The organism is Methylobacterium sp. WL103 (assembly GCF_008039885.1).
Classification (GTDB): Bacteria; Pseudomonadota; Alphaproteobacteria; order Rhizobiales; family Beijerinckiaceae; genus Methylobacterium; species Methylobacterium cerastii.
This window is the reverse complement of sequence record NZ_VRUX01000878.1, coordinates 1-1334: the sequence shown is the minus strand read 5'-3', so window position 1 is coordinate 1334 and position 1334 is coordinate 1. Positions and strand designations below refer to the sequence as shown.

Here is a 1334-nt window from a genome sequence, read left to right as displayed (position 1 = left end):
GCGCTGGAGCGCGCCAACGCCGACCTTGCGCTCGCCAACCGCAAGCTCACCGACGCCCAGGCCAAACTCGTCCAGGCCGCCAAGATGGCCTCGCTCGGCGAGCTCGTCGCCGGCATCGCCCACGAGATCAACAATCCGCTGGCCTTCATCCTCGCGCATCAGGGCACCGTCGAGCGGGTGCTCGCCGCGTTGCCGATGCCCGAGACCGACCCTGCGGCGCAGAAGGGGCTCGCCAAGGCGCGCGACCGCGTCGGCGCGATGCGCATGGGCCTTACCCGCATCCAGGATCTCGTCCTGAACCTGCGCAAGTTCTCGCGGCTCGACGAGGGCGAGCGCTCGCTGGTCAACGTGCCCGAGGCGATCGAGACCGTGCTCGCGCTGATCCAGCACAAGCTCGGCGGGCGCATCACCGTCGAACGCACCTTCTCGGGCCGGCCCGAGATCCACTGCACCCCGGCGCTGCTCAACCAGGTGGTGATGAACATCCTCGGCAACGCCGCCGACGCGATGCCCGAGGGCGGGCAGATCCACGTCGTCACCGAGACAACCCCAGAGACCGACCTGATCCGGATCAGCGACACCGGCCCGGGGATACCCGAGGACCTGCGCGAAAAGATCTTCGAGCCGTTCTTCACGACGAAGCCGGTCGGAGCCGGCACGGGCCTCGGCCTCGCGATTGCCTACAGCGTGGTTCAGGCGCATAGCGGCTCGCTCACGGTGGAGACGGCTCCCGGAGGCGGGGCCTGCTTCGTGATCGGGATTCCGAGGCAGACGGCGACCGTATGACCAGAGGCACGATCCTGGCCGTCGACGACGAGCCGGACATCCTGATCGCCCTCGAGGACCTGTTCGAGGACACCTACCGCGTCGTCACCACGACGAAGCCCGCGGACGCCCTCGCCATCCTGCGCGACGACCCCGACATCGCCGTCGTCCTTTCCGACCAGCGCATGCCGGGCATGGCCGGCGACGCGATGCTCTCCGAGATGCGCGGCTTCCACGAGGCCCAGGCGATCCTACTCACCGGATACGCCGACATCTCCGCCGTGATCGGCGCGCTGAACCGGGGCGGCATCAGCGGCTACGTCGCCAAGCCCTGGGACGCGGACCTGCTGCGCGGCACCGTGCGCAACGCCTTCGAGCGGCATGCCCTCGGGCGCGAGCTCGCCACCGAGCGGGCCCTGCTGCGCGGCCTCCTCGACCATTCCGACGACGCGATCTCGTTCAAGGACGCGGAGGGGCGCTTCCTGCGCCTCAACGCGCGGAAGGCCGCGCTCCTCGGCCTCGACGTGGCGACCTGCCTCGGCCGGAGCGAGGCCGAGCTGGCCGTCGCC

At 70.1% G+C, this 1334-nt stretch carries 2 protein-coding genes; both read left to right on the top strand.

All coding sequences use genetic code 11. The features are described from left to right. Positions 1-786 (top strand): ATP-binding protein (locus FV222_RS26345; protein ID WP_147816065.1); only part of this gene is annotated, 786 nt, incomplete at its 5' end. Next, the coding region (locus FV222_RS26340; RefSeq protein ID WP_147816063.1) for a response regulator at positions 783-1334 on the top strand (552 nt) is incomplete at its 3' end. The genes FV222_RS26345 and FV222_RS26340, both read left to right, overlap by 4 nt.